At 48.2% G+C, this 19,825-nt stretch carries 19 protein-coding genes; 8 read left to right on the top strand and 11 right to left on the bottom strand.

Features of this window, described 5'->3' with window-relative positions; translation table 11 throughout:
• Positions 1-131 precede the first annotated feature (131 nt).
• The 3 genes from gpmM to AAIE02_RS14485 are packed head-to-tail and all read left to right on the top strand — an operon-like array spanning position 132 to position 3,890.
• Positions 132-1,679 carry a 2,3-bisphosphoglycerate-independent phosphoglycerate mutase gene (gene gpmM, locus AAIE02_RS14495; protein ID WP_498532816.1) on the top strand — a complete coding sequence of 516 codons (1,548 nt, stop codon included), beginning with the start codon at positions 132-134 and terminating at the stop codon, positions 1,677-1,679.
• Positions 1,680-1,688: 9 nt separating this feature from the next.
• The gene (envC, locus tag AAIE02_RS14490) at positions 1,689-2,951 is read left to right on the top strand and encodes a murein hydrolase activator EnvC (RefSeq protein WP_166995771.1); all 1,263 of its coding nucleotides are present in this window, start codon (positions 1,689-1,691) and stop codon (positions 2,949-2,951) included.
• A gap of 48 nt (positions 2,952-2,999) precedes the next feature.
• Entirely contained in the window at positions 3,000-3,890 is an 891-nt protein-coding gene (locus AAIE02_RS14485; RefSeq protein WP_336983490.1) for a divergent polysaccharide deacetylase family protein, read from the top strand.
• Between the two features lie 39 nt (positions 3,891-3,929).
• Here AAIE02_RS14485 and tdh read toward each other — a convergent pair whose 3' ends face one another.
• Positions 3,930-4,955, bottom strand: coding sequence for an L-threonine 3-dehydrogenase (gene tdh, locus AAIE02_RS14480; protein ID WP_008457475.1), 1,026 nt, complete (start codon positions 4,953-4,955; stop codon positions 3,930-3,932).
• Between the two features lie 10 nt (positions 4,956-4,965).
• On the bottom strand, positions 4,966-6,162 hold the full coding sequence (kbl, locus tag AAIE02_RS14475; RefSeq protein ID WP_166995775.1) for a glycine C-acetyltransferase: 1,197 nt from the start codon (positions 6,160-6,162) through the stop codon (positions 4,966-4,968).
• 215 nt (positions 6,163-6,377) lie between these two features.
• Between kbl and rfaD the strand changes: the two genes are divergently transcribed.
• The 3 genes from rfaD to rfaC are packed head-to-tail and all read left to right on the top strand — an operon-like array spanning position 6,378 to position 9,341.
• Complete coding sequence (gene rfaD, locus AAIE02_RS14470) at positions 6,378-7,310, top strand: ADP-glyceromanno-heptose 6-epimerase (protein WP_336983474.1); 933 nt, start codon at positions 6,378-6,380, stop codon at positions 7,308-7,310.
• A 16-nt stretch (positions 7,311-7,326) separates the two neighbouring features.
• Positions 7,327-8,376 (top strand): ADP-heptose--LPS heptosyltransferase RfaF, encoded by a 1,050-nt coding sequence (gene rfaF, locus AAIE02_RS14465; RefSeq protein ID WP_336983473.1) that lies wholly within the window; start codon positions 7,327-7,329, stop codon positions 8,374-8,376.
• Entirely contained in the window at positions 8,376-9,341 is a 966-nt protein-coding gene (rfaC, locus tag AAIE02_RS14460; RefSeq protein ID WP_336983472.1) for a lipopolysaccharide heptosyltransferase RfaC, read from the top strand. The genes rfaF and rfaC overlap by 1 nt, the downstream gene beginning before the upstream one ends.
• A gap of 34 nt (positions 9,342-9,375) precedes the next feature.
• Here rfaC and AAIE02_RS14455 read toward each other — a convergent pair whose 3' ends face one another.
• The 7 genes from AAIE02_RS14455 to rfaQ all read right to left on the bottom strand — a co-directional run bounded on the left by AAIE02_RS14455 (position 9,376) and on the right by rfaQ (position 16,632).
• On the bottom strand, positions 9,376-10,626 hold the full coding sequence (locus AAIE02_RS14455) for an O-antigen ligase family protein (protein WP_336989465.1): 1,251 nt from the start codon (positions 10,624-10,626) through the stop codon (positions 9,376-9,378).
• 39 nt (positions 10,627-10,665) lie between these two features.
• Positions 10,666-11,439, bottom strand: a complete 774-nt coding sequence (locus tag AAIE02_RS14450; RefSeq protein WP_336983470.1) for a glycosyltransferase family 25 protein — start codon at positions 11,437-11,439, stop codon at positions 10,666-10,668.
• Positions 11,440-11,537: 98 nt separating this feature from the next.
• Complete coding sequence (locus tag AAIE02_RS14445; RefSeq protein ID WP_498532815.1) at positions 11,538-12,548, bottom strand: glycosyltransferase; 1,011 nt, start codon at positions 12,546-12,548, stop codon at positions 11,538-11,540.
• 14 nt (positions 12,549-12,562) lie between these two features.
• Entirely contained in the window at positions 12,563-13,630 is a 1,068-nt protein-coding gene (gene waaB / locus AAIE02_RS14440) for a lipopolysaccharide 1,6-galactosyltransferase (RefSeq protein ID WP_336983468.1), read from the bottom strand.
• 20 nt (positions 13,631-13,650) lie between these two features.
• Positions 13,651-14,448, bottom strand: coding sequence for a lipopolysaccharide core heptose(I) kinase RfaP (gene rfaP, locus AAIE02_RS14435; RefSeq protein ID WP_498532814.1), 798 nt, complete (start codon positions 14,446-14,448; stop codon positions 13,651-13,653).
• A complete protein-coding gene (locus AAIE02_RS14430) occupies positions 14,441-15,565 on the bottom strand; it encodes a glycosyltransferase family 4 protein (protein ID WP_498532983.1) in 1,125 nt (374 codons plus the stop codon). Before AAIE02_RS14430 ends, rfaP begins: the two co-directional genes overlap by 8 nt.
• Positions 15,565-16,632: a lipopolysaccharide core heptosyltransferase RfaQ gene (gene rfaQ, locus AAIE02_RS14425; protein WP_498532813.1), complete on the bottom strand. Its 1,068-nt coding sequence runs from the start codon at positions 16,630-16,632 to the stop codon at positions 15,565-15,567. The genes AAIE02_RS14430 and rfaQ overlap by 1 nt, the downstream gene beginning before the upstream one ends.
• A gap of 372 nt (positions 16,633-17,004) precedes the next feature.
• On the opposite strand from rfaQ, the gene waaA reads away from it, so the two are divergent.
• Together waaA and coaD are read left to right on the top strand one after the other, a co-directional pair.
• Positions 17,005-18,282 (top strand): lipid IV(A) 3-deoxy-D-manno-octulosonic acid transferase, encoded by a 1,278-nt coding sequence (gene waaA / locus AAIE02_RS14420; RefSeq protein ID WP_498532812.1) that lies wholly within the window; start codon positions 17,005-17,007, stop codon positions 18,280-18,282.
• Positions 18,283-18,290: 8 nt separating this feature from the next.
• Positions 18,291-18,770 carry a pantetheine-phosphate adenylyltransferase gene (gene coaD, locus AAIE02_RS14415; RefSeq protein WP_008457448.1) on the top strand — a complete coding sequence of 160 codons (480 nt, stop codon included), beginning with the start codon at positions 18,291-18,293 and terminating at the stop codon, positions 18,768-18,770.
• Here the strand turns inward: coaD and mutM are convergent, their stop codons facing one another.
• Together mutM and rpmG are read right to left on the bottom strand one after the other, a co-directional pair.
• Positions 18,771-19,580 carry a bifunctional DNA-formamidopyrimidine glycosylase/DNA-(apurinic or apyrimidinic site) lyase gene (mutM, locus tag AAIE02_RS14410; protein WP_498532811.1) on the bottom strand — a complete coding sequence of 270 codons (810 nt, stop codon included), beginning with the start codon at positions 19,578-19,580 and terminating at the stop codon, positions 18,771-18,773.
• A 68-nt stretch (positions 19,581-19,648) separates the two neighbouring features.
• Positions 19,649-19,816, bottom strand: coding sequence for a 50S ribosomal protein L33 (rpmG, locus tag AAIE02_RS14405; protein WP_002436700.1), 168 nt, complete (start codon positions 19,814-19,816; stop codon positions 19,649-19,651).
• Positions 19,817-19,825: the final 9 nt, after the last annotated feature.

Below are 19,825 nucleotides of genomic sequence, written 5' to 3'. Positions count from 1 at the left end.
CGGAAAAAAAGAACCAGACTGATGAAATCCGATCGCCATCCAACCTCTTTCTTTGATCTTCTGCGGCTATTCGCCCGGATCGGCTGTAGTAAAATTACGCAAATTTTGTCTTAGACTCAGAGGTTGTTGCAATGTCGGTTACTAAAAAACCTATGGTCCTGGTCATTCTCGATGGCTATGGCCACCGCGAAGAGCAGCAGGATAACGCGATTCTTAATGCTAAAACGCCGGTGATGGATAGCCTGTGGGCCCAGCGCCCGCATACCCTGATCAACGCATCAGGCCTGGAAGTCGGCCTGCCAGACGGGCAAATGGGTAACTCCGAAGTGGGCCACGTCAACCTCGGTGCCGGCCGCATCGTCTATCAGGATCTGACTCGCCTGGACGTTGAAATTAAAGAACGTGCTTTCTTTGCTAACCCGGTCCTGACCTGTGCGGTAGACAAAGCCGTTGCCGCCGGTAAAGCGGTACATATCATGGGTCTGGTTTCTCCCGGTGGCGTTCACAGCCATGAAGACCATATTCTGGCGATGATCGAGCTGGCGGCCGAGCGAGGCGCTGAAGCTATTTATCTGCATGCTTTCCTTGATGGCCGTGACACGCCGCCACGCAGCGCAGAGTCTTCCCTGAAGAAATTTGCCGACAAGTTCGCTGAGCTGGGCAAAGGCCGCGTTGCCACCCTGATTGGCCGTTACTACGCTATGGACCGCGACAACCGCTGGGATCGCGTTGAGCTGGCTTACGACCTGATGACTCAGGCCAAAGGGGAATTCCAGGCAGACAATGCGGTTGCTGGTCTGGAAGCCGCTTACGCTCGTGACGAAAACGATGAATTCGTTAAGCCAACCGTGATTTGCGCCGCAGGTGAAACCGAATCTGCTATGGACGACGGCGATGCATTAATCTTCATGAACTTCCGTGCTGACCGTGCCCGCCAGATCACTCGCGCCTTTGTTAACGGCGATTTCGACGGCTTCAGCCGCAAAAAAGTGGTGCAGTTTGGCGACTTCGTGATGCTGACTGAATATGCCGCAGACATTAAAACGGCCTGCGCTTACCCACCAGCGTCACTGACCAATACTTTCGGTGAGTGGATGGCGAAACACAATAAAACTCAGTTACGCATCTCCGAAACCGAGAAATACGCTCACGTGACCTTCTTCTACAACGGCGGCGTTGAAGAGCCGTTCGCGGGTGAAGATCGCGTCCTGGTGAATTCTCCGAAAGTGGCGACCTACGATTTGCAGCCTGAAATGAGCTCTGCTGAACTGACCGATAAGCTGCTGAGTGCCATCAACAGCGGCAAGTACGACACCATCATCTGCAACTACCCGAACGGTGACATGGTTGGCCACACCGGCGTCTATGATGCTGCGATTTCCGCCGTTGAAGCCCTCGACAACTGTGTCGCTCAGGTGGTTAAAGCCGTTGAGGCCGTTGGCGGTCAGCTGTTGATCACTGCAGATCACGGTAACGCTGAGCAAATGCGCGACCCGGCTACCGGCCAGGCCCATACCGCGCACACCAGCCTGCCGGTCCCGCTGATCTATGTGGGTGAAAAAAACCTGAAAGCTGTCGCTGGCGGCAAGCTTTCGGACATCGCGCCAACCATGTTGAGCCTGATGGAAATGGAAATCCCGCACGAGATGACTGGCAAGCCGCTGTTCATCGTGGAATAATCCCTCCCCATGAGGGGAAAGGCGATTTTTTCAAAGACATGGGCTGTGAAGCCCGTTATCTACGCCAGCGTGTTTAGCGCTGGCGTCTTGTTATGGCCTTTTTCCAGCCACGCTGACGACAAGCAGCAGCTGCAATCCATTCAACAGGATATCGCTGCCAAAGAGCGTGCGGTGCGTCAGCAGCAGCAGCAACGCTCCGTTTTACTCGCTCAGCTCAAAGCTCAGGAAGAAGCGATTTCCGCGGCCAGCCGTAAGCTGCGCGAAACCCAGAACACCCTCGCCGATTTAAACAATCAAATCGCGACGCTGAACAACTCCCTCGCCAAACTGCAAAAACAGCAGGCAACCCAGGAACGTAACCTGGCTGCTCAGCTAGATGCGGCGTTTCGTCAGGGTCAGCATACTGGTATTCAGTTGATTCTTAGCGGCGAAGAAAGCCAGCGTGGCCAGCGCCTGCAGGCCTATTTCGGTTACCTTAATGCTGCGCGTCAGCAGACTATCGAAGCGTTAAAACAGACCAAAGCAGAAGCCGCACAGCAGAAAACCGAGCTGGAAAGTAAGCAAAGCGAGCAGCAAACCTTGCTGTATGACCAGCAGGCGCAACAGGCCAAGCTGGAGAGCGCCCGCAACGAACGCAAAAAGACGCTGGCAGGCCTGGAATCCTCCATTCAGCAGGATCAGCAGAAGCTGAGTGAGATGCGCCAGAACCAGACGCGCTTACAAAATCAGATAGCCCGTGCAGAAGCAGCGGCAAAAGCTCGAGCCGAGCGTGAGGCACGCGAAGCAGAGCAGGTTCGTAATAAACAGCAGGAAGCCTCCAACAAAGGCACAACATACAAGCCAACCGAAAGCGAACGTTCATTAATGTCGAGAACAGGTGGCCTGGGTGCGCCACGTGGGCAGGCATACTGGCCGGTTCGCGGTTCGTTACTGCATCGCTATGGCGAACAGCTGCAAGGTGAACTACGTTGGAAAGGTATCGTTATTGCGGCGTCAGAAGGCACAGAAGTTAAAGCCATTGCCGACGGACGCGTGATCCTTGCCGACTGGCTTCAGGGCTATGGTCTTGTTGTCGTCATTGAACACGGTAAAGGCGATATGAGTCTCTACGGCTACAACCAGAGCGCGTTGGTCAGCGTCGGCACCCAGGTACGTGCCGGACAACCTATTGCACTGGTCGGTAGCAGTGGCGGCCAGGGCCGTCCGTCACTCTATTTCGAAATTCGTCGCCAGGGCCAGGCAGTGAATCCACAACCGTGGTTGGGAAGATAAGTTTTGCCTCAGTTCCGCACCGTTTTTTTCGCCGCCGCCAGCGGGCTAATGCTGGCAACCTCCGCGTGGGCCGGTAAGCTCTCAATCGTCATCGACGACTTCGGCTATCGTCCTCAACAGGAAAACCAGGTTCTGGCCCTGCCGACTAACGTCTCTGTCGCCGTGCTACCCAACGCACCACACGCTCGCGAAATGGCCACTAAAGCCCATAATGCCGGGCACGAAGTTCTGATCCATCTGCCGATGGCGCCACTTAGCAAACAACCGCTAGAGAAAGATACGCTCCGCCCGGACATGAGCAGCAGCGAAATCGAGAGAATTATCCGCGACGCGGTGAACAAAGTCCCTTATGCAGTTGGGATGAATAACCATATGGGCAGCGCGATGACCTCCAGCCTGTTCGGTATGCAAAAAGTGATGCTGTCGCTGGAGCAGTACAATCTCTATTTCCTGGACAGCATGACCATCGGTAACAGCCAGGCCACGCGCGCCGCGGCCGGCACTCGCGTCAAAGTGATTAAGCGGAAAGTGTTCCTCGACGATACTCAGAACGAAGCGGATATCCGCTTTCAGTTCAATCGCGCTATCCAGCTTGCTCGCAAAACCGGGTCAGCAATCGCCATCGGTCACCCCCACCCCTCAACGGTTCGTGTCCTCCAGCAGATGGTGTACAACCTGCCACCGGACATCACGCTGGTGCGGCCGAGCAGCCTGCTTAATGAGCCACAGGTAGATACCTCAACGCCGAATAATACTCAGCCGGGGAAACTGCCACCGCCGCGTAACCCGTTCCGTGGCGTGAAGGTGTGTAAACCGAAACAGCCTCTTGAGCCGGTGTACGCCACCACCTACTTTAAAGTCATCAGTGAAAGTATTGCCCAAAGCGCGCTGGTGAAATATCTCCAGCATCAGTGGCAGGGTTGGGCCAAACAGGCCTGATTGAAAAACCAGAGGGCGCGATGCCCTCTGGTTCAATGATTAATCCCAGCTCAGGATAACTTTGCCGGACTGCCCGGAGCGCATCGCGTCAAAGCCTTTCTGGAACTCATCAATAGAGAAGCGGTGGGTGATAATCGGGGACAGATCCAGGCCAGACTGAATCAGGGCGGCCATCTTGTACCAGGTTTCAAACATCTCGCGGCCATAGATGCCTTTAATAAACAACCCCTTAAAGATAACTTTGGTCCAGTCGATAGACATATCTGACGGCGGGATCCCCAGCATCGCAATACGGCCACCGTGATTCATGGTGTCAAGCATGGTGCGGAACGCCGGTGGTGCGCCGGACATCTCCAGACCCACGTCAAACCCTTCGGTCATCCCCAGCTCGCTCATCACGTCCTGCAGGCTTTCTTTGCTGACGTTGACCGCACGAGTGATTCCCATTTCACGCGCCAGCTCGAGGCGGTATTCGTTCACGTCGGTAATCACTACGTTACGCGCACCGACATGCTTTGCTACTGCCGCCGCCATGATCCCGATAGGGCCCGCGCCGGAGACCAGCACATCTTCGCCCACCAGGTCGAACGAAAGTGCCGTGTGCACTGCGTTGCCGAACGGGTCGAAGATGGAAGCCAGGTCGTCTGAGATATTGTCCGGGATCTTGAACGCATTAAACGCCGGGATAACCAAATACTCAGCAAAACAGCCAGGGCGGTTCACACCCACGCCGGTAGTGTTACGGCACAGGTGGGTACGCCCACCACGGCAGTTACGACAGTGTCCACAGGTGATGTGCCCTTCGCCGGAAACGCGATCGCCAATCTTGAAGCCTTTCACTTCCTGGCCTATGCCGACCACTTCACCCACGTATTCGTGGCCCACAACCATAGGAACAGGAATGGTTTTTTGCGACCATTCGTCCCAGTTGTAAATATGGACGTCGGTCCCGCAAATCGCCGTTTTACGAATTTTGATCAGCAGATCGTTATGACCCATTTCCGGCTTGGGAGCATCCGTCATCCAGATGCCTTCTTCCGCCTTCAGTTTTGCTAATGCTTTCATGACCGCTCCCTTAAGCGATAACGCCTAATTGCTTACCGATGCGCGTAAACGCATCTACCGCACGTTCAATTTGCTCAGGAGTATGCGCCGCCGACATTTGGGTGCGAATACGCGCCTGACCTTTTGGCACCACCGGGTAGAAGAAACCGGTGACATAAATACCTTCTTTTTGCAGCTCGCGCGCAAAGTTTTGCGCCACAACTGCTTCACCAAGCATCACTGGAATAATGGCGTGATCTGCACCTGCAAGCGTAAATCCGGCAGCGCTCATTTTTTCACGGAACAGACGAGCATTTGACCACAGACGCTCACGCAGCTCTTCGCCTGACTCCAGCATTTCCAGTACCTTGATAGAGGCGGAAACAATGGCTGGCGCGAGTGAATTTGAGAAAAGGTAAGGACGGGAACGCTGGCGAAGCCATTCGATAACTTCTTTGCGACCTGCGGTATAGCCACCAGAAGCACCGCCCAGCGCTTTACCCAGCGTGCCGGTAATAATATCAACCCGGTCCATGACATCGCAGTATTCGTGCGTACCGCGCCCATTGGCACCAACAAAGCCCACGGCGTGGGAGTCATCGACCATAACCAGCGCATTGTACTTATCCGCCAGATCGCAAACGCCCTGCAGGTTGGCAATCACACCGTCCATTGAGAACACGCCATCGGTGGCAATCATCACATTGCGAGCACCGGCCGCACGAGCCTCTTTCAGGCGAGCTTCCAGTTCCTGCATATCGTTGTTGGCATAGCGATAACGCTGTGCTTTACACAGGCGCACACCGTCGATAATTGAGGCATGGTTCAGTGCGTCAGAAATGATGGCATCTTCCGGCCCGAGCAGCGTCTCAAACAGGCCACCATTGGCGTCGAAGCAGGAAGAGTAAAGAATCGCATCGTCCGTTCCCAGGAAATCGGCCAGCTTGCTTTCCAACTGTTTATGGCTGTCCTGAGTACCGCAAATAAAGCGGACCGAAGCCATCCCAAAACCGTGTTTATCCATCCCCTGTTTAGCCGCTTCAATCAGCTGCGGATGGTTAGCAAGACCCAGATAGTTGTTGGCGCAGAAGTTAATAACGTGGCTACCGTCCGCGACGGTGATGTCCGCCTGCTGGGCGGAGGTGATAATACGTTCTTCTTTAAAAAGCCCTTCTGCTCGAGCGGTTTCGAGTTGGGAAGTCAGCTGTTGGTAAAAATCTTCGCGCATCGCGATTCTCCAGGCATGGCAAGTTTTGGCATATATTACCCAAACCTATACCAGGAGACGAGATTACGCTTCAGTGAATCTGATTTTTGCAGGATAAATCACGAGGGTGAAAAACTTCCGCTCATTAGGCGGGTCTTTCAATGTAATGGTATGATAAGAGCCATTAGCGCATCGGGTATATGGCCTGAAAGCCCCACTTTTTGAAGGTTAAATTTATGATTATCGTTACTGGCGGCGCCGGCATGATCGGCAGCAACATTGTTAAGTCACTGAACGAAAAAGGCTATCGCGATATCCTGGTGGTAGATAACCTGAAGGATGGGACCAAATTTGTTAACCTGGTTGATCTGGACATCACCGACTACATGGATAAGGAAGACTTCCTGATCCAAATTATGGCCGGGGAAGAGTTCGGTGATATCGACGCCATCTTCCATGAAGGGGCTTGCTCGTCCACGACCGAGTGGGACGGCAAGTACATGATGGACAACAACTATCAGTACTCTAAAGAAATCCTGCACTACTGCCTGGAGCGCGAAATTCCGTTCCTGTATGCCTCTTCTGCCGCCACCTACGGCGGGCGCAATGCAGATTTCATCGAATCCCGCGAATATGAACAGCCGCTAAACGTGTACGGTTACTCAAAATTCCTGTTTGATGAATATGTTCGCCAGATCCTGCCAGAAGCAAACTCTCAGGTGACCGGCTTCCGCTACTTTAACGTCTACGGGCCGCGCGAAGGCCACAAAGGCAGCATGGCGAGCGTGGCATTCCATCTCAATACTCAGTTGAATAACGGTGAGAACCCAAAACTGTTTGAAGGCAGCGACGGCTTCAAGCGTGACTTCATCTATGTGGGTGATGTTGCCGCCGTTAACCTCTGGTTCTGGCAAAATGGCGTTTCCGGTATTTTCAACTGCGGTACCGGTCGTGCGGAATCCTTCCAGGCCGTGGCAGACGCAGCGCTGGCGTATCACAACAAAGGCAGCATCGAGTACATTCCTTTCCCGGAAAAGCTAAAAGGTCGCTATCAGGCTTATACTGAAGCTGACTTAACCAATCTGCGCGCTGCGGGTTACGACAAGCCGTTCAAAACCGTTGCCCAAGGGGTTGCGGAATACATGAAATGGTTAAATCGCGACGCATAAGCTGCACAGGAAAAGCATGAAAATTCTGGTGATTGGCCCGTCATGGGTGGGCGACATGATGATGTCGCAAAGTCTTTATCGCACGCTCAAGGCGCGTTATCCCCAGGCGATCATTGACGTGATGGCACCCGCGTGGTGCCGTCCGCTATTATCGCGTATGCAGGAAGTGAACGAAGCCATCGCCATGCCTTTGGGTCACGGTGCGTTGCAAATCGCAGAGCGTCGTCGCCTTGGACGCAGCCTGCGGGACAAACGCTATGACCATGCGTACGTTCTGCCAAACTCGTTTAAGTCCGCGCTGGTGCCTTTTTTTGCCAACATACCTCACCGTACGGGTTGGTTGGGCGAGATGCGTTACGGCCTGCTGAATGACAGCCGTAAGCTGGACAAACAAGCCTGGCCATTGATGGTAGAGCGCTACGTCGCCCTGGGTTATGAAAAAGGCATAATGCAGTCGGCTAAAGACCTCCCGCAGCCGCTCCTGTGGCCTCAACTACATGTTAGTGAAGGTGAAAAAACACTGACTTGCGCTGCTTTTAATCTTGATCCACAGCGTCCGATGATTGGTTTCTGCCCTGGAGCAGAGTTCGGCCCGGCAAAACGTTGGCCGCACTATCATTACGCCGCGCTCGCAGCAAAACTCATCGATGCGGGCTATCAGGTTGTGCTCTTCGGCTCAGCCAAGGATAAGGACGCAGGTAAAGAGATTCTTGCTGCTCTCACCACTGAACAGCAGGCATGGTGCAGTAACCTTGCCGGGGATACCCAGCTTGAACAGGCCGTGATATTGCTTGCCGCTTGCGAGGGTGTGGTCACCAATGATTCCGGCCTGATGCATGTCGCAGCTGCGCTCAACCGTCCTCTGGTCGCACTTTATGGCCCCAGCAGCCCGGATTTCACCCCACCACTTTCCCACAAAGCGAGAGTTATTCGCTTGATCAGCGGCTACCATAAAGTGCGTAAAGGCGATGCCGCTGAGGGCTATCATCAAAGCCTGATCGATATCACACCAGAAAGCGTGCTGGTTACATTGACTGAACTGCTAACCAGCAGCAAGGAAGACTAATGCGCGTCCTTCTCGTTAAAACGTCTTCGATGGGCGATGTTCTTCATTCACTTCCTGCGCTGACGGATGCGATGCATGCCATTCCAGGTATTAAATTCGACTGGGTAGTTGAAGAAGGCTTTGCCCAGATTCCGAGCTGGCACCCCGCCGTGGATAAAGTCTTTCCGGTTGCGATCCGTCGCTGGCGTAAAAGCTGGTTTGCTTCTAAAACACGCGCCGAACGTGAAGCATTCTATCAGGCACTGAAGGCCAGAAAATATGACTGCATTATCGACGCCCAGGGGCTCGTAAAGAGTGCGGCGTTGGTCACACGCAAGGCGCAGGGTATCAAGCACGGCATGGACTGGAACAGCGCACGTGAGCCATTAGCCAGTCTGTTCTACAACGTAAGACACAGCGTGGCCAAGCAGCAACACGCAGTTGAGCGCGTACGTGAGCTTTTTGCTAAGAGTTTGGGGTATACCCAATCCGATCGGCAGGGCGATTATGCAATTGCGCAGCATTTCCTGAACTTGCTGAACGCGGGTAATGGCCAATATGCCGTATTCTTACATGCGACGACACGAGATGATAAACACTGGCCCGAGAGGCACTGGCGTGAGCTCATTAGCCTGCAGGAGGGTTCAGGGATTCGCATTAAGCTTCCATGGGGAGCGCCACATGAAGAAGCAAGGGCAAAACGATTGGCTGAAGGGTTTGATTTCGTAGACGTCTTACCGAAAATGACGCTTGAAGAAGTGGCTAAAGTATTAGCGGGGGCAAAATATGTCGTTTCCGTTGATACAGGCTTAAGCCATCTTACCGCAGCATTAGACCGCCCGAATGTAACGCTTTACGGACCGACAGATCCGGGGCTCATTGGCGGGTATGGGAAAAATCAAAAAATTTGCCGTTCTCCTAAGAATAATTTAGAACTACTTAATCCTGAATATGTTAATAGCAAGCTCAAAGCAATTTCAGAATGAAATAGAGTGGATATATTATCCACTCCCAATGCATTTAAATATTTTTTCTGTCCTGATTGCTTAAGAACAAAACAGACAGCAGCAGGCATACTATCCAGGAAGCGGGGATAGGCTTATCGTGCGTGATAACATCACTTATCCCAAACAGCATAATGGTTGCAGGGAAAACCAACAATAAATACTTCTTCTCGCGGATACAATAATATATTAGCGAAGAATAAAAAATCACCAAGAATACGACACCAAATATGCCTTTGGTAGATAATGCTTCAGCAATTTCATTGTGCATATGAACATTCAGAAACTGAGCAGCTCCCTCATATCGGCTGTCTTTTTTACTTAAATCAAGAATATTAGCAGCTCGCTGCTCAAGAGACTGCCATTCTATTCCATGAGGAGCGCTTTTAAACCCTGCAAGGATCATAGAAAAACGAGCTCCCACGGAAGACATGCTATCGTTTGATTTTGTAAATAATGAGACATCACTTTTCAATTCATTAAAACGCCTGTCAATTTCTTTATTGAACAACAATCCGCAGCATAAAAATAAAACAAGAAAACCACTTAAGCTTTTTATTACAAATTGTCTCTGTCGGCCATATTCTATGAATAATATAGCTATTACCATGGCAGGATAGACAACAATAGCCGCCCGAGTCTCCGTCATCATAATTGCTGTAAAGCTCAATGCAAAGCTTGCATAAAAGATAAACCATTTATATTTTGATTCTAACTTAATAAAAACAATAGCAGAATATAGTCCAAAGAACGTTACGACATAAGCTGCAATCGTCGCCGCGCCCATTTCGCCACTGTTACCATCCATCGCTGATAGAGCTATTCTTTCTGAATGCAAATATAAAGACTGATAAAATGCACGGCTAAACATTATTATTTGGGTGAGGAAGATAACCGGCACATGAAATCTGGATATTACTCTAAAACGAATGTTGCTTAATGCAAGAAAAGTAAATGAACTAAAAACCAGAAGCTTTCCTGCTTCTAAATAACCTCTATAACCATTTTTGTAAATCACATCACCGGTTTTATAAATTCCATACCAGATCAGATCTATAGCCCCCAAAAGTAAAAGGCCCAATGTTAATATAACAATGCTTTTCCTGTAATTATGCCATGGGCTAAATATCACAACAAAGAATGATAAAACGCCTGTTGCATTTATTATTTTGGTTGTTGTATTTAGATCAATAGGGATGAATATTACACCAATCAAATACAAGGCGAATATAAACCCACACCCAATGAATTTTATAAAGCTCATCATTAAACCCATGTTAGCTTTTAAATTAAAATGAATAATTTTTTATTTAAAAAATGAGAAAAAGAAAACTTTTATCCATGAACGAGTTACTTTCATTTTCTTTTGAATATAACTACGCGGACGTTTTTTTTCGGCCACTAGTGCTCGTTCGCTTTCAAGATGACTATTAGTCCCATTGAGTATTGGATGTTCTATGATTTCATCAAGATAGAAATCATTTATTATATTTTTTTCATCCATCAAAAACCAGCTATCAGCTCGATAAGTGCCATAGGATTGCGTCAGCTTAAGAAGATTACGTGCCATATCTTTATTCATTAAATAACTACATGTTCTACGGATTTTTCCTCTGTTGAAGGTCACTCTTTTAAAAGTACAGGTACTTACATTGATTTTACTAAAATGGCTCAACCCAAGCACTGGATAATCGTGCAATCCTTTTTGTCCGCCAAGTAAGTAAAGGTTATTATTATTTAATTTATCATATTCATTTTCGTTGAAAGAAGATAGGAATTTTGCAAAACGAGAATCCACAATCACATCATCTTCAAGAATGACTGCCCATTCATATGATTTATCTACAATATCCTTATATATAAACTGGTGGCTAAGTGTGCATGCAATTTCACCATCGGTCATATCAGCACTTTCCCCAGCAACTCTCATACTTTCTATTATTGATTTATTACGTGGATCTTTAGCGTCAACAGCATCAAAAAAAACGAAATCAATATTTAAATCAGAAAATATATTTTTAATTCTGTTTCTTCTTTCATCATCTCTTAATAAAGAAACAACATAAACTGGGACAGTCATTATGAATCACCCTAACATGGTCATATTTAAAATAAAAATCAAACCAAACAGAATCGTTTAATCTCATTAACGCAACGGTTCATTTCTTTATTAAAAAGTCACTGGAGTTTATAAAAATAATATTTAGCCCAGCAGACCATAGCAAGAAGGTATTTTTTTTGCTTGGAGAAATGCTTCGCAGCGTAACGGCTTTGTGTTGCGGTAACAGGTTCAAGGAGTTTTTTATTATTCCATGGCGACTGTTTTTTTGCATGCATAAATGGCTGGCTTGATATGTAATTCCCCCAAGCATGCCAAGGTTTAGTGGGCCCTATATAGTGAATAAAAACAGTTTCTGTTTTTATTGGGATATCAACTTTTTCTTTTAATTCATAATTGAGGCTGAACTGTGTATTGTATTTTATATTTAAAAAATACAAGTGGCCTGCAAGCAAGATATTTAGAATATCTTGATCAGGATACGATATGTATTCCTGAACCTCGCGATCGTTAAGCAGAGCCAGTGCCTTTTTAGTTATTTCTTGGCTAACCCACCTATTAGGGTCAACCAAGAGAACACCTGAGTTAAAATATCCGTTCTTAATAGCAGGGGAACGTAACTGGTTCGCTCGTTTCTCCCACCATTCTTTCGACTCATCTGCAACTACTGCGGCAATGTTGTCATCCAAATCCAGATGAATAAGCTCATCCAACGAATGCTGACAAACAATATCGGAATCGAGATACAACACCCGGTCGCATTTTTTATTGAAATAATCAAAAATTATAAATCGATAGTAAATCGCCTTAGTCCAATTTTTTGTTATTGGTAAACCATTCAATTCGCTGCTATCAATAATATAAATAGTTAGCTTTATTTTATATCTCTTAGCTAATATTGAAAATTCATCGCTGTCTTGCGTAGAGAACTCATCGGTAAAAATATGAAATGAGAATTTATGCTGAGGATTACTAATCAATATTGAAGTAATAGCAACCCCACATCCTAGCAGGAAATTTTTATCTGTACCAAACGAAATAGCCAACGCATCAAGATTATTATCATCCTGAAAATCAAATTCAATTTTATCGCGAATTACATTGGACTCGTCAAAATAAGAAAAATTCATTTTGCACTCAACATTTAATAAAGTATAGCCGAATTAATTCTATCAAAGTATGCTTCATCATAAAAATCAGATATTGTTGAAGGTATATTTTTGCGATTTATAATTATATCTCCAGAAATGGTTTTATCTAACAAACCGATAAATTCATTGAGATCGGATGGCTCATATAAATATCCATTAATGCCATTCTGAATAATATCTTCAGGGCCGGTCACGCAATTAGAACTGATGCACGGAATACCATAAGATTGCGCTTCAAGCAAAGTCATAGGAAAACCTTCGAATGATGAGGTTAACAATAGCGCATTCACTGACTTTATTTTATTTTTCACCAAGCCCCAAGGATCTGCTTGCCAGCCATGCCAGATAATATTGGCGTCAATATTGAGCTGCTTACCATATTCCTTACATTTTGAAAAATCAGAACCATCCCCTATGACATGCAACTTCCACTGACCATCAGCCCTTGCCAGGCCATCAAGCAAATCTTTGATTCTCTTTTGGCCTTCAAATTTCATCCTTCCTACATAGAGAAAAGTGGTTACCTCACCGTTCTCCGGCGCGTGTATAATGTCTGGTTTTCGACTCACAGGGTTGTACACTAATGTAATGTCTGATGCCGAAACCCCTCGCATCTGCATTTGTTTCTTGATACCTGAACTTATTGCTAAATGCCGATCAGCGTAGACGATATATTCAGCATGCTTTTTATGGTCAAGTGAGAAATGTGGCCAAGAGAAAATTTTAAAATTTACACCCGCTTTTTTCCTGGCTTGATTTACCAGTAAGCAGGAAATCACATCAATGCATATAACTACATCAGGGCGATATCCTTTTATCCATTTGCTAAAAGCAGAAACATGTTTCAACTTTCGGAAAAAGGATATCCTCTGATTGCTAAAAGAATAATTAACATCAATATTCTCCAGCCATTGCTTGTCCATTTTGTCATTACGGCAAAAGAAAAACATGCTGCAGTCATCAGGTTGTTCTTTATTCTGAAAAGCATTAATGACGCCTTTAATTACCGTTTCCATTCCACCAAATCCAGAAACGGCCTCACCGACAAAAGCTATTTTCATGATTTTCACACATCAATAAATTAAAGAGATCTACGAATTGTACGCTCACGAATTTTTTCCGCTTTATCTTCTGCTTTAGCCAGCAATGCATGTTCCGTTTCTAGCACACCTCTAAGTGGCTGATTAGAATACGTCACCATAAAGCGCCAAATATCACGCTGTGTCAGCCCAATGTTCATCGATGAAAAATAGAGTCCAATGAGATCTTTATCCCGCCAGCGTCGAGGAACTTTTGTTCGAATCTGCGCACGATGCAGGTCAATCACCGAAACCTTCAGTTCGCTTTCCCGACCAGAAAAGGGGAGATGCAATAAGAAATGGCAAATATAACAATCCCGATGATTTACGCCACCACCGTGCATTTTACGTACCATTGTGGCTACACGCTCAATCAGCATCCGCTTGATTTTTACGTCAGGTGGATTCGTCGCCCAATCAGCACAGTAATCTTCGAGACTGATCGTAGGCGTTAAATCTTCAGTAATGATGAACGACGTTTTGTTGATTGGGTTTAACCCCTTTTCACCAAAACCAACGCCCTGCATCGTGTCGACATCCAGAGTTTTCAGCCGGTGAATCGCCTTCCACTCGCGATCGGCCCCTAAAACCGGCATTCGCAGCGAAATAAGATTTTTTATCACTTCGTTGATAGACGTTCCCTGGTGCCATTTTAAGAAATAGCTTTTTCCTGCGGCCTCGAAACGTAGCGTGCGGCGTGTTTCCAGTTCGCGGAAAATTTCCCCCTGAAGTTTTCTGACTTCAGCAAAAACGTCCTTTCCTTCCCAAAGAGAGGTAAAAGGTTCTTTTAACTCAACCACGCGGCTCTCCCACTATGATATCTGCTGCCTTTTCGGCCAGGCTATAAATATCCTGGGTTGAGGCATAATGACGAGCGTGACTCGCCCAGCTCAGGCGCTGCTCTGCATTACCCAGAACGTCAGATAAAGCCGCATTAAGCGATGCCTGGCTAAACGGTTCTTTGATAACAACCCCACACTCAGCGTCTGCAATATAATGTGCATAGCCGCAAACTTCCGTCACAAGGATTGGCAATCCGGCAGCTATCGCCTCAAGCAAGACAATACCGGCAGCTTCCTGGTAGGCAGGATGAATCAAAACATCCGCAGCCATCATCAGTTCAGAGACGTCATCTCTTCCGGAGAAGAAACTAACCCGGCTCTCTACGCCACGTTTCTGCGCTAATGTCTTAAACCGCCCGGGTTTATCCTGCCCGACAACAAACAAAGTGGTTCGACTACGGATGGCCTCAGGCAAAGCAGCCAACGCTTCAATAGAGCGATCAACGCCTTTACGCGAGAAATCGGAGCCTACCTGCAAAACGAGGTAGTCATTCACACCAATGCCGTTTTTTTCTCTGTAACGCTCCCGGCTACCCTGCGGATGGTTGTCGAATCGACGATCGGGGTAAATACCTGGAGGCAGGATCAGAAAACGCGAAGATTCCGTACCATAGTGTTTTTCAAAATCAGCAATTTGCTTATCAGTCAGCATCAGCAACTTGGTTGATTTTCCTTGCTCGAATGTGGCTTTTTCAAACTGTGAATAATGCCGATATCGGGCGGTCAGGCGATAAAAGAAACCTTTCTCTTGTGCTACTTTTTCGGCGTAACAAACGTCTGCTGCATAATAAACATCGAGACCCGGCATTTTATTAAAACCCACTACGCGGTCTACCGGATGCTGACTCAGATGAGCCTTCACCCATTGATAATATTCAGCATTACGACCGTGGTTCGTTTTTGACCGCACAGGAACGATGACGATATCAAAGGCATCAGGTTTCTCGCCCTGCCAGGACTGCACATAAACCCGGACGTTATGCCCACGCGATGCAACAGCCCCGGCGATACGCATAAAATCGCGCTGCAGGCCGCCAAAGGGAAAATATTTATACAGACAAAAAGCAACTGTCATCATGCTTCGTCTCTTGGTGATAGCGCCGCAGCGGCAGGAAGCATTTTAGAAATGGCGGCAATCACATCCTCAGCAGGGATCACCGACATATATTTTTTATTGCGGTCGAGTTGAGCACGGGACGGCATAGATTGATAGTTACCTGCCCAGAATTGCGTAATTTGCTCTGTCCATGGACGCCAGTAAACATGGTCCGTTGCACCAAACAGGCTAATGACAGGCGTTTTTACCGCCGCAGCAATATGCCCAGGCGCTGAGTCCACCCCAATAAACAATGCTGCATGATCGATTAAAGCGCCCAACTCCGGGAAGGTTGTTTTGCCGGCAAGCGCCACAACGGGCATTATTTTGCACCCTTGAGCTATCTCATTAACGCAGGCGAGATCGTCCCGACCCGGTCCAGAGGTCAATACAACCGGGAATCCTTCATCCTGCAAGTAATCAATGATCTGAGAAAACTTATCGTTGTCCCAACACTTAAAGAGCTGTCGGGCCGTGGGCTGAATGACAACATACTTGCCAACAACGCTTTCAGCATCAAGCACTTCACGGATCTTTTGCCAATCGGCCTCAGTGTAGTACAGCGTTGTTTCTGTAAAAAAATCCGTAATTCCTAAAGGAGAGAGCACTGAGAGGCTAGCTTCAACGACATGCTTACCAACGACAGGGGCAAGGTGAGTGAAGCTTTTTTTCCAGAATGAAGACTGCCGGTGAGCGTAATCCTGGGAAATTTTTACTGCCGGCCCAAGGCAGCGAACCATCCATGCCACGCTCCGCTGATCGGTCAGATTAACAATCAGGTCATAATGATTGCTCCGCAAGCGGCGAATCAAGGAAAGAAAATTACTGATTTTCTTTCCTGTTTTAACGCCTTTGTTGCTTATACCGTAGCGCGCATTTATTTCTGGATTTCCAGAAAGAATGGGAAGGGTATCCTGATACTGCAGGACATCTATTTTTGCTTCAGGATAGTTGCGCTTAAGGGTACTGATCACAGGCGTTGTCAGCAACATGTCGCCGTGAAAGCGCATTTTAATCACTAAAATTCTTTTAAATGTCGTATTCACCGTCAGCTCTTAATATCAGCAATACCGAAAAATAAAAAACACGCTACCGCCCCAGGCTCCACAGCTACCTGTTCACTGACAACGTGTTCATTTTTACGTGTAGTGTACCACTTATCGCTCCCATTCCGAAGGATACGCAAGCCAAGACAATTCATTGGTAACCTTATGAATTAAAATAATTTATTTTCCTTAAACTCAAAGACCATTCACTTTTGACTTTTGCACAACTGCTCAATCCAACCATTGCCTGGCAATACATACCTTTGATGCACGCCATCAACCTGGTTTTCGCCCAATTTCCGCAAAAGTAATGGCAAAGCTCAGGTTAAATACATAGAATCCCCAGCACATTCATAATGCCAGCCGTGTCCTATGCTCCAATTGCTTTACACCGTACTGCTTTACCTCATACAGCCACTCATCTGGCTGCGATTATGGGTGCGCGGTCGTAAAGCTCCTGCATACCGCAAACGCATTGGCGAGCGCTACGGCTTCTATAAAAAGCCGCTCAAGCCAGGTGGTATTATGTTGCATTCGGTTTCCGTTGGGGAAACGCTGGCCGCCATACCTCTGGTTCGCGCGCTTCGCCACCGCTATCCAGAATTGCCGATTACCGTCACGACAATGACACCAACCGGCTCAGAAAGGGTCATGTCCGCTTTCGGAGAAGACGTCCAGCACGTCTATCTGCCTTACGATTTGCCGTGTGCGCTCAACCGCTTCCTGGATAAAGTCGATCCAAAGCTGGTGCTGATTATGGAAACCGAACTTTGGCCAAACCTGATAGCCGCGCTGCACAAACGCTATATCCCATTAGTGATTGCCAATGCCAGGCTTTCCGCACGCTCGGCAAAGGGCTACGCAAAACTTGGTGACTTTGTCAGAACGCTGCTGCAGCGCATTACGCTTATCGCCGCACAGAACGAAGAAGATGGTGAACGCTTCATCTCACTAGGTGCAAAACGGAGCCAATTGACGGTTACCGGTAGCCTTAAGTTTGATATTTCGGTGACACCGCAGCTGGCCGCTCGAGCCGTGACGCTGCGCCGGCAGTGGGCACCGCACCGCCCGGTCTGGATAGCTACCAGCACGCACGAAGGCGAAGAAAGCATCGTCGTGCAAGCTCATCAGTCGCTTTTAAAGCAGTTTCCTAACTTACTGCTGATCCTTGTACCACGCCACCCGGAACGCTTCCCGGATGCCATCAATCTGGTCAGAAATGCTGGATTAAGCTACATAACTCGCTCTTCTGGAGAGGTACCGTCTTCCAGTACGCAGGTCGTCATTGGCGATACTATGGGTGAGTTAATGTTACTGTACGGGATTGCCGATCTGGCTTTTGTTGGCGGCTCGTTAGTTGAGCGTGGTGGCCATAATCCCCTCGAACCAGCCGCACACGCTATTCCAGTGTTAATGGGTCCACATACCTTTAACTTCAAAGATATCTGCTCGCGCCTGTCGCAGGCAGATGGCCTAATCACCGTGACGGACGAGCAGTCATTAGTAAAAGAGATTGCGTCTTTGCTCACAGATGAGGATTATCGTAACTTCTACGGGCGCCATGCTGTGGAAGTGCTTTACCAGAACCAGGGTGCATTGCAGCGCCTGTTACAGCTACTGGAACCTTATCTCCCCCCTAAAACACACTAAGGTCAGATATGCAAAAGCGGGCAATCTATCCGGGGACTTTCGATCCCATCACCAACGGCCATATTGATATCGTTACCCGTGCAGCCAGTATGTTTGACCAGGTGATCCTTGCGATTGCAGCAAGCCCCAGCAAGAATGCCTTGTTCACCCTGGATGAACGCGTTGCGCTGGCGCAACAGGCACTTGCGCATTTACCCAACGTTCAGGTTCTCGGTTTCAGCGATTTAATGGCAAGCTTTGCACGTAACCAGCAGGCGAACGTGCTGGTGCGTGGGTTGCGCACCGCGGCTGATTTTGAATATGAAATGCAGCTGGCCCACATGAACCGCCATCTCATGCCTGAACTGGAAAGCGTGTTCCTGATGCCATCTAAAGAGTGGTCGTTTGTCTCTTCTTCCCTTGTCAAAGAAGTGGCGCGCCATCACGGAGATGTCGCCCACTTCCTGCCAGAGCATGTCTGTAAAGCGCTTATCGAAAGGCTTAAATAGCTATCGCTGACAGCGGCGACAATAGTAAGTGCTACGCTGGGCGTGCTTAGCGGCGGAAATCGGCGTACCGCATACCCTGCAAGGCTCTCCTTCCCGGCCATATACCTGCAGCTCCTGAGCAAAATAGCCGGGTTTGCCATCGGACTGAAGGAAGTCTTTTAAAGTGGTTCCACCTTGTTCTATTGAGCGTTGCAATACAGCTTTGATAGCTGCGACCAGAGTTTCAGACTCTTTTTTTGATAGCGACTGTGCGCTACGGTCGGGATGGATCCCCGCTGCGAACAAGGATTCGCTGGCATAGATATTCCCCACCCCAACAACCAGTTTGTTATCCATTAGCCAGGGCTTGATAGCCATTTTCTTTTTGGCCGATTTTTCGCGCAGGTATTCTGCACTGAATGTGTCGCTCAAAGGCTCCGGACCAAGGTGAGACAATACATTGTTCCCTTCCAGCTCTTTGACCCACAGCCAGGCGCCAAAGCGGCGGGGATCGGTATAGCGCAGAACTTTGCCGTTATTCATGATCAGATCGACATGATCGTGCTTTTCCGCAGGAAGTTCTTCCGCGAGGATCCTCAGGCTGCCGGACATTCCCAGATGAATGATGATCCAGCCATCCGGTAGCTCCAGCAGCAAATACTTCGCCCGCCGCTGTACGCTCAACACCGGCTTATCGCTCAGAGCATGTATTTCATCAGAAACCGGCCAGCGCAGTCGAGCATTGCGCACAACGGCATACAGGATGGTTTCACCCACCAGGTGCGGCTCAATACCGCGACGACTGGTTTCTACCTCTGGTAATTCAGGCATCTCTCCTCCGGGAAGCAGGCATAAAAAAACCCGGCCTGAGCCGGGTTTCTTCAACAAAGTTACCAGAATTATTTAATTTTGGCTTCTTTATATACAACGTGCTGACGGACAACTGGATCGAACTTTTTCAGTTCCAGTTTTTCCGGCTTAGTACGTTTGTTCTTCGTGGTGGTATAGAAGTGACCAGTACCAGCAGAAGAAACCAGCTTGATTTTCTCACGAATACCTTTAGCCATGATTTATTT

This window comes from Cedecea sp. Ae19-4, assembly GCF_059801165.1.
This window is presented reverse-complemented; position numbering and strand designations above follow the sequence as displayed.